Annotated in this window: 7 protein-coding genes and 1 pseudogene; 3 read left to right on the top strand and 5 right to left on the bottom strand. The window is 64.1% G+C overall.

The annotated features are described in order from the left end of the window. Positions 1-162 precede the first annotated feature (162 nt). Entirely contained in the window at positions 163-1389 is a 1227-nt protein-coding gene (locus WAN02_RS02960) for a LuxR C-terminal-related transcriptional regulator (protein ID WP_422262698.1), read from the top strand. A gap of 98 nt (positions 1390-1487) precedes the next feature. Here the strand turns inward: WAN02_RS02960 and WAN02_RS02955 are convergent, their stop codons facing one another. The 3 genes from WAN02_RS02955 to WAN02_RS02945 all read right to left on the bottom strand — a co-directional run bounded on the left by WAN02_RS02955 (position 1488) and on the right by WAN02_RS02945 (position 4135). Then, positions 1488-2957 (bottom strand): UbiD family decarboxylase, encoded by a 1470-nt coding sequence (locus tag WAN02_RS02955; RefSeq protein ID WP_422262697.1) that lies wholly within the window; start codon positions 2955-2957, stop codon positions 1488-1490. Then, on the bottom strand, positions 2957-3559 hold the full coding sequence (locus WAN02_RS02950) for a non-oxidative hydroxyarylic acid decarboxylases subunit B (protein ID WP_422262696.1): 603 nt from the start codon (positions 3557-3559) through the stop codon (positions 2957-2959). Before WAN02_RS02950 ends, WAN02_RS02955 begins: the two co-directional genes overlap by 1 nt. A 171-nt stretch (positions 3560-3730) precedes the next feature. Further along, positions 3731-4135: a DUF4267 domain-containing protein gene (locus WAN02_RS02945; RefSeq protein WP_422262694.1), complete on the bottom strand. Its 405-nt coding sequence runs from the start codon at positions 4133-4135 to the stop codon at positions 3731-3733. Between the two features lie 213 nt (positions 4136-4348). On the opposite strand from WAN02_RS02945, the gene WAN02_RS02940 reads away from it, so the two are divergent. Both WAN02_RS02940 and WAN02_RS02935 read left to right on the top strand, forming a co-directional pair. Then, on the top strand, positions 4349-4951 hold the full coding sequence (locus WAN02_RS02940) for a hypothetical protein (protein ID WP_422262692.1): 603 nt from the start codon (positions 4349-4351) through the stop codon (positions 4949-4951). Continuing rightward, positions 4948-6129 (top strand): PrsW family intramembrane metalloprotease, encoded by a 1182-nt coding sequence (locus tag WAN02_RS02935; RefSeq protein ID WP_422262690.1) that lies wholly within the window; start codon positions 4948-4950, stop codon positions 6127-6129. Before WAN02_RS02940 ends, WAN02_RS02935 begins: the two co-directional genes overlap by 4 nt. Positions 6130-6142: 13 nt before the next feature. On the opposite strand, the gene WAN02_RS02930 is transcribed toward WAN02_RS02935, so the two are convergent. Both WAN02_RS02930 and WAN02_RS02925 read right to left on the bottom strand, forming a co-directional pair. Next, a complete protein-coding gene (locus WAN02_RS02930; RefSeq protein ID WP_422262688.1) occupies positions 6143-6955 on the bottom strand; it encodes a DUF4396 domain-containing protein in 813 nt (270 codons plus the stop codon). A gap of 311 nt (positions 6956-7266) precedes the next feature. Beyond that, positions 7267-7869 (bottom strand): annotated as a pseudogene (locus WAN02_RS02925) (N-acetylglutaminylglutamine synthetase); the annotation flags it as partial.

Below are 7869 nucleotides of genomic sequence, written 5' to 3'. Positions count from 1 at the left end.
GTGAGTACTCAGGGATGGGAAGTGGGATGACCCTTACAGCGATCGTGGTCGTTGCCTTGGATCGCTGGTCGTTGAGCGTCAGCAATCACGCCAGCTAACGGGCCGCGGGGTCAATAATGATGTCCATCGTGCGCGCCGCTGCGCGTATGCCGAGGAGGAATGATGCCGGTTGATCTTTCGTCGACATCCGGCCCCAAGCAGCCGCGAGAAACCTGGGAGTCCACGTCTGCGGCCTTGGTCCGTCGATACCAGCGCACATTCGCCAAGGCTGCCAACATGCTGCCGACTCCGCGGCTTGGCGGCATCGATTCGCGGAAGGACCGATTCCTGACCGAACTGGGCGACCGTGCCGACGAACTGCACGGCCAGATGCTTCGCGCAATGCGTGACCGGGCCGCGTCCGGGGACTCACGCGAACTGGCGCGGCTGTGTGAAGTGGCCATCGAGCTTCAAGACATTCGGTCCAGCCATCGTCAGGCCGTCAACGAGGAGCGGTTGCACCTGCTCACCAGCGGGCAAGAGGTGAGCGCGCGGCTGTCCCCCTCAGCGGGGGTCAGGGCCTTGCTCGAGCACGCAGCCCGGGCGATGTGCGACCTACCAGGGCTCGAGCGCTTCATGGTGTTCCAGCGTGAGGGTGGGGTGCTGAGCGCCGCCGCCACCGTGTTCGCCGACCACGACGAGTGGGCCCGCGACTGCCAAGAGTTCTCGGCTCACACGAGATACGATCTGGCACCGAAACGTCCTGAGGCGCTGATCGTCCGCCGCCGCTCTCCGGCAATCATCACGGATGCGCTGAACGACCCGGACGCGTTTCAGCCGATCGTGCAGAAGATGCGGGCGGCAAACTACGTAGGTGCGCCGGTGATCGCGTATGGCGAGGTCGTGGCGACGATACACGGTGATGCGTATTTCACGGACCGTCCGGTCGACGAGATCGACCGTGACGTCATTGCCTCCTTCGCCGAGTCGCTAGGGCAGATCGTGGAACGGGCAATCCTGATCGAACAATTGCAATTTCAGCAACGAGTCGCCGAACAGCTGGCCCAGTCGGCAAAGGGCGTACTGGGCGGCATGGGTGGTCAGGCTCCGCTGCTGGAGTTAGATGAACAGGCCACGACGGCGCCGTGGCAGAGCAGAAGCGAGGTCGTTTCTGCTCTGACGCGACGGGAGTACGAGGTGCTGCAGCTGATGACCAAGGGCTCCACCAACCGAGAGATCGCCGCCTCGATCTTCCTTTCCGAAGAAACCGTAAAGTCGCACGTGAAAAGGATTTTGCAAAAATTCGGCGTGGCCAACCGCGGACAGGCCGTCGCGACCTATCTGGAGAGTCTGGATCGCCGACCGGATGCGGGTCGTCAAGGAGCGTGGGCACCGTCGCCTCGAGGCTAAGTGCAAAGTGGCCAAAGCTAGCCGCCGGTTCGCCGTGCCTCCCGGGTTGAACGTCATCGACGAATTCAGCGATTATAAGGCGGCGTGGACGATTCGATTCAGCGTGACTCGGCGGCGAGCACGCGTTCACGAAGCTCCGCCGGGTAGAGGCTGTCGAAGGTGGCGGGGCGTGCTTCGCCGTCCTCGAGGGCGGTGAGCAACCCGTCGTGGACGACGATCGGCCCGCGCCCGGCGTGCCGCTCTTCTTCGGTGTAGCACTGGTACCACGGCAGAATGGGGACCGGCCAGTGGTTTTGACGTAGTTGAGGATGGATGCGGGTACCCAACGCCCACAATAGATCTGAAGTGTTGGAAGGGTCGATGTCGTCATCGAACACGTAGGTCACCGGACACATGTGACCTACCCGGTTGGCGCTCATCAGCTCCCCGATCCGGTGCACAAGTCCAGTCGAGCTGGCAGCGGGTAACCGTTCGCGCCAGCCGCGCGGCACGGTGATGATCATCCAATGACACGCGGTGTCCACCAGCAGCCACGCCGTGGTGACGGGGATGCCGGCGTTGCGCAGCAGCGCCAGCACTTCAGCCGAAACCCCGAGTGCAGGTGCGATTTGCGAGTCATCGGGTGGGCGGCCGGTGGCGCTGATCGGCCAGATCGGGTTGTCGCGGTAGGTGATCGCCTCGATCGTGTACACCGGTTCCGGGGAAGTCTCCTGAAGCGCATACCCGTGAAATTCGGCATACGGACCTTCGGTGGCGTCGCGGGTGATCGACACATGGCCCTCGATGACGACCTCGGCGCCCGCCGGCACCTCGAGATCGTTCGTCTCACACTTGACCACTTCGACCGGTTCGCCGTAGAGCGTACCCAGGAACGTTGCCTCATCCACCCCCTCCGGAATCGGCATCCCACCGATCATCGGCACACCGGGGTCACCGCCTTGCACCACGGCGAAAGGCATTGGCTTACCGATCTTTTCCCATTCCGCCCAGATCATCCCGATATGTTGCTGCGGCAGAAACAAGCCAGTCATATGGCGGTTGTCCAGCATCATGATCCGCGAGATCGACCAGTTGGTCCACCGCCCGTCGGGAGTTTGGGCGACAATGACACCCCAGGTATTCAGGTAGCGGCCGCCGTCGTCGGGGTGGATCTGTGGGATCGGAAAACGATCCAGCGTCGCCTCGTCGCCCAGCAGAACGTTCTGCTTGCACGGCGCCGAATCCCGTGCGACCAGTTTCGGTGGAATGGGCGCCTTTTTGTGCACCGCTGCCAGGTGCTCGACCAAGTCTTGCGGCGTAGCGTCGTGCGAAAGACCGAGCGAAAGCGCAACGCGGGCCAATCGATGCCGGGCATCGCTGGACAGCGCACCCGGCGCTCCCAGCAAACGGAACCCGGACTGTGCCCCTTCGACGTTGTCGAACAACGGCGCCGGCCGCCCCTGCTCCGTTGAGCGACGCGTGATCGCCGCCGCCTCCAACACCGCGCTGACGGGACGGTCGATATGCTCAACATCCCCAAGAGATTCCAACACGCACAGATAGTCACGGAGGTCGCGGATCCTGGCCATCAGGGCTTCACCACCTTGAGGCTCGAGGCCTTCACGCCTGCTACACCAGCCCACCGTTTGGCCGTGGGCGATTCGATATCGAACTGGTCCAGAATCCGGGTCACGATGTGATCGACGATGTCTCCGACGGACGCCGGCTGGTTATAGAACGCCGGCATCGGCGGCACGATGCTGGCACCCATGCGAGCTAGTGCCAGCATGTTTTCCAAATGAATCTCACTCAGCGGCGTCTCACGCGGCACCAGCACCAGCCGCCGCCGTTCCTTCAGCGTCACGTCGGCGGCACGGGCAATCAAGCCGTCGGCGTACCCGGTCCGGATCGCCGCCAGCGTCTTCATGCTGCACGGCGCGATCACCATGCCGTCGATGCGGAAAGAACCCGACGAGATCGCCGCCGTCTGCTCATCCCAGGAATAGACGGCGTCGGCCAAGGACTCGACATCACGCCCGGACAACTCCGTCTCCACGTGAATGGTGGCTCGCGCCCATCGCGACAACACTAGATGCGTCTCCACATCGGCGCACCGTTGCAGTTGGCGCAGCAGCTCAATACCGAGCACCGCGCCGGTCGCCCCCGTCATGCCCAACACGATTCGCTTCATCCAGCCCACTCCTGCGACTCGGTCTAGTTACCGGTGGTGCAAACGCTTTACATACGAACGCCGTCACTTTCGATCGTGGAGCAAACCGACGCGGTTTGTCGCTGTTCTCACCGACAGTCCGTGGCCTCGGTGAATGTCGGGCGAAACAACCGTCGCCAACCTAGGCTTTGACTATCCGGCAGCCGAAGCGGGGCTCTCGACCGAGCCGGTGGTCCGCCGCACCGCGCCCCACAGTCCGGTGCCGATGCCGATGACGGCGCCGCCCAGGCCGATCAGTTGCTGCGAGCGTTTCATCTCGTGATGCACGCTCATCCCGCCGAGCAGATCGGCGGCGTCGGCGCCCGCCGAAGCCAGGAACCAGCCGCGAGTGTTGTTGCCGCGCAGCGCCGCCGTAGCCAGCAATCCTCCGATCAGCGCGTCGCGGTACCCCATCGACCGCAGCAGTAGTTGCGCGGTCGGCGTGGGCTGGTCCGGATCGCCCCAGAGCCGGTTCGCGCGCAGGGGGTCGACGAGAAACGAGATGCCCGAGGCAAGTCGGATGCTGCCCGCGGCCAGCGCCATACGGTCGATTGTCATGAACTCCGAGCCTAGGAGGTGATGCGTCGAGCGGGAGCCAAAGCCGCGGATGTCGCCATTGTTGATGCCGGTTATCCCACCCCTCGCTACTCTCACTGCGGCGCCATCAGGCGTCGTCACAGCGGGTAGAAGGGCTGGGCGGATATGCCGGATCCGGGAGCCGGGGTGTCCTCGGCAGCCTCAGCGCCAAGGTTCGAACCTGACGAGGGGTGGGTGCCGGCCGACGAGCGGCTGTTCGGTCTGGACCGGCGCACCCTGCGCCCGACGCTGGCGGTATTCGTACTGGTATTCATCATGTCGGTGGTGTTGCCGGTGATCAATGCAACGGTGCCGTACCACGACATCGTCAGGGCCGGCGACGTCTTGGAGCTCGAAGGCAACGTGACATTCGTTCCGGAAGCCGGCTGGGGCATCACCTCTGGTCTCCGCGAGGGCCACGGCCCGATATCCGGTCAGTACCCCGCCTCAGCGACCATCGAGCACGGAGCGCTGAAGTTCACGGTCCGCACTGGGCCGTTCCACGGCGACGCCGACCAACTGCTCGATCAGATCGAGGCCACCACCGATGCGCTCAACCAGGGCCGCGGAGTGCATATCACCGGCGCGCCCGCCACGATCGTCACCGCTGCGGGCAAGGAAGGCGCGACGGTTCGCGTCACCGGGCCGCACACCGGCGGCCTGATCGCCGCGTTCGTATTCGGCGACCGAGGAGTCAAAGCAGTCGCGACCGGACCGACCGACGCCGGCGCCGAGCCCAGCGCCGCGGTGTTGCGGATGATCGGCAGCATCAGCCAATCCGGACAGGAAAAGCGATGACAACGACGCTGACCGAACTCGATCGTGCGCGCGACGTCGCGCTCGACCTTTCCGGCTGGGGCAGGCGGTTCGTCTTCTACCAACCGCGCAACTTCGCATTCTGGGGATACCTGGCGCTGGTCGGAATCGGCGTACTCACTTTCTTTTCCACGCTCGCGCGCGAGTACAACGCGTACGGCGAAGCGATCGGGCTGGCGGTCACGTCGTTCGCCATCTACGCCGCGCTGTTCTGGTGGTTCACCGACCGCATCGACCACTACGCCAAGCTCCCCCACAAGCTGATGGTCGTCGCGTTCGTGTGGGGCGGCTTCGCCGCTACCGGGGCGATGGCCGCGAACGCCAACGACGCGATACTCGCCATCTACGGAAAGACTTTCGGTCAGGTGTGGGCGCTGAACTGGGGCGCCGGGCTCGCCGCCCCGTTCACCGAGGAACTGGCCAAGGGTTCGGGGCTGCTACTGCTCATCGCGTTGGCGCAGCGACACGTACGGACCGCCTTCGACGGGTTCATCCTGGGTGCCTTCATCGGCCTGGGCTTCCAGATTGTCGAGGACATCACCTACGCCATGACGTCGGCCGGAACCCAGTTCGGCGCCAACCAAATTGGGGCCTCGGTTGGCACCATCATCCTTCGCATGCTCACCGGGGTGGCCGCCCATATCCTCTACACTGCAATCTTCTGCGCCGGTGTGGTCTACCTTTTCGGCCGTCCTGCTGAACCCCGCAAAATTGGGCGGGGCTTGCTCCTGATCGCGATACCGATGCTGCTGCACGGGGCCTGGGACTCGGTGGCCGCCATCGCCGGCCAGAATGCGCTGGCGCTGATCGGACTGTTGATCGGAACGATCATCGTCGCGCTGATTATCGTTGCGCGGGTTTACAAGTTGACCGTGGCCAAGGAACGCGACTTCGTCCGCGACGTCATGGCGCCCGAGCAGGCCCGTAACGTGATCAGCCCGATCGAACTGGGTGCAATGGCCGGTAACCGCAAGGCCCGCAAGGCTTACCGCAAAGCGGGTCGCAACCGTCAGGAACGCCGGCGTGCCCGCTACATCCTCAACGCCGCCTATTCGCTCGCCGACGAGTTGGCCGCGGCGCGCGGCGCCGACACCGACCGGGTGCGCTTTGCCCGCTCCGAGGTCGCCCGGATTCGCGCCGGCCTACCGTCACCCTGGTGACTGCGCCGGAAGCTCACATGGCGAATCGGACAACGATGGCGAGTGCGGCGCCGAGGACGGCGAAAGTGAACAAAGTCATCGCGGTCTTCACGCCAGTGCCCGGCTGATGTGGGCTTGACCCCGCTGACGATTCAGTCGACATCGCGCCCATCGAGTGTGCTTGCGGTGCGGGCTCCGTTCGAACCGTCATCATGCCGTGCTTCATGTGGTTGGCGACGAGCCACCAGTTGATCGGGTACGCACACACGAATCCGACAATCAGCGCCATCGACATGACGAACCAGAACTGAGGGCGCATCGGGTCGTCAGCCCCGGCCGTGCTTCGCATCGCGAAGCGGGACGTGAGGATCATCCCCGTCATGAGCAGGTTCATCGATAGCAACTCAGGCAGGAACGTCATCTTCAGCGACTTCACATATGACCCGCCTGCTGCGTCGCGCATCGCGAAGGCCTGGAAGAAAGCCCATCCGAACCCGAAACCCAGTAGGTACTCGAGCAGAAAGTCCGGCCAAAAAGACATCGCCAGCACACCGCCGATCGCGGCCCCCACGACGATGCCTATCCCGTCGCCGGCGACGCAATGCATCGTCGAGCCGAGCACTTGGCGCCAACGGGCCGCGACATATTGTTCGTGGTTGCCCCGCAACGGTTCCCGACAGCCGAGCACGTAGAAGAACGCCCCAAGCGGTCCGGTGAATGCGGTGAGGATTACGAAGGCCCACTTGAGCACCACCGACTCGGGGGTGGTCCGCCAGATGTCAATGACGACGAACAAGAACGACGGAATCGTGAGGATCCACCACAGCAGCATTACCCCTTCGAGCATAAGGAACAGGTTATCGGCGTATTGACTTCCGTCACGCGGATTAGGCCGTTGTCGTCCACGACCTCGGTCCGTTCAGTGGACCGAGCCCTTGCCAACAATGGGTGGGACAGAACGCAATAGAGCACGCCTGCAACCCGCCGGACCCGGACGGCACCGGGATGTTGCGCGCCTGAATTCATCGGCACACCACGACGAGGAGCTGGAATGGCGTCGGCAGTGAGTCCGGTTATCCGCCCGCGGTACGTCGTCCTGAGCACCGACGGGCAGATCATCGTGGTCCCGACCTACCGGCAGACCTGACGCGACACGCTTTATCTGACGACCGAATCATCAGGCACGCGCGGCGATTCGTCGGGAGTCCAGGCCAGCGGCTGACCGGGTTGACCGGGAAATAGGTAGTCGACGAAAGCCGCTGCAGTGGGTTGTGGTTCGTGGTTGGCCAGGCCCGGCCGCTCGTTGGCCTCGATGAAGGCGTACTCCTCGCCAGTGACGTCGGGGACGAGCAGGTCGATGCCGGTCACCGGGATGCCGATCGCCTCGGCGGCCGTCACGGCGACCCGGCACAGCTCAGGATTCACGTCAGGGGTGACATCGTGGACTGTGCCGCCCTGATGCAGGTTCGCGGTGTGGCGAACTCGCAACCGATTACCTTGGGGCAGAACATTATCCAGCTGCCAGCCGCCTTCGGCTACCGTCGCCTCGGTGACATCGTCCAGCGGGATTTTCGACTCACCACCAGTGGCCGCCGAACGCCGTCGGCTCTCCGCCACAATCAGGTCCCGCACGGTGTGCTCGCCAGTGCCGATGACCTCGGGCGGCACCCGCAATGCCGCGGCGACAACCCGACCGTCGATCACCACGAGCCGAAGGTCGTCACCGACAATCCGCTGCTCGATCAGCACCTCGGGGTGTTG

It is taken from the genome of Mycobacterium sp., assembly GCF_049281135.1.
Taxonomy (GTDB): Bacteria; Actinomycetota; Actinomycetes; order Mycobacteriales; family Mycobacteriaceae; genus Mycobacterium.
The sequence above is the reverse complement of the archived record's forward strand: the minus strand, read 5'-3'. Positions and strand labels throughout refer to the sequence as shown.